The sequence below is a fragment of the Rhodococcus sp. APC 3903 genome, from assembly GCF_030407755.1.
GTDB lineage: Bacteria > Actinomycetota > Actinomycetes > Mycobacteriales > Mycobacteriaceae > Rhodococcus_F > Rhodococcus_F erythropolis.
This window is the reverse complement of sequence record NZ_JASDCV010000092.1, coordinates 1-831: the sequence shown is the minus strand read 5'-3', so window position 1 is coordinate 831 and position 831 is coordinate 1. Positions and strand designations below refer to the sequence as shown.

1 protein-coding gene is annotated in these 831 nt (G+C 60.6%); it reads left to right on the top strand.

Annotated elements, in window-relative coordinates; translation table 11 throughout:
- On the top strand, positions 1-831 hold an 831-nt coding region (locus QMA15_RS32650; RefSeq protein ID WP_283385516.1), incomplete at both ends, for a condensation domain-containing protein.

The window sequence follows — 831 nt, the reverse complement described above, 5'->3', positions numbered from 1 at the left end:
TGGGTTCGGAAGAATCGTCGACCTCACTCGTCACACGACAGTTGGACTTCTGGCGCAGCGCTCTCGACGCAATACCGTCGGTGATCGATCTGCCGCTGGACCGACCTCGTCCCGTGGAAGCCTCCGGCCGTGGAGCCATGTTCTCGGCCCATCTGAGCCCCGAGGTGAACGCGCAACTGGAGAAGGTCGCGCGTGACAACGGCGCTACGTCGTTCATGGTGTTGCATGCCGCGCTCGCTGTTGTGCTTTCGCGCTACAGCGGTGAATACGACGTAGTTGTGGGAACTCCTGTTGCGGGCCGAGGAGAACGTGCACTCGACGATCTGGTCGGCATGTTCGTCAACACCCTCGCACTACGTTCCGTGGTGTCGCCCGGCGCTCGGTTCGCGGAATTGCTCGAATCGGTTCGAGAATTCGACCTCCAGGCGTTCGCGAACGCCGACGTTCCGTTCGAGCGCCTGGTCGAGGTACTCGATCCGGTTCGTTCGCAGTCGTACTCGCCCATTTTCCAGGTCAGTTTGACCCTGCAGAACATCGCATTGACCGAACTCGAGTTCGACGGCATACGTATCGCCGAAGTCGACAACGTCGTGACCACTACACAGTTCGACCTGGACTTCGTGTTCAACGAAGCACTCACCGCCGACGGGTCTCGCGGGGGTCTGGACCTACATCTGACCTATGCCACCGATCTCTTCGACGAGGCAACCGCAGCGCGATTGGTCGATGCATACGTCGCAGTGGTGAGCGCTGCAGTGGCGGACACGTCCACCATCGTCGAGATGTTCGAGGTGGAGTCTGTGGTGGAGCGTGGGTTGGTGTTGGGGGGTG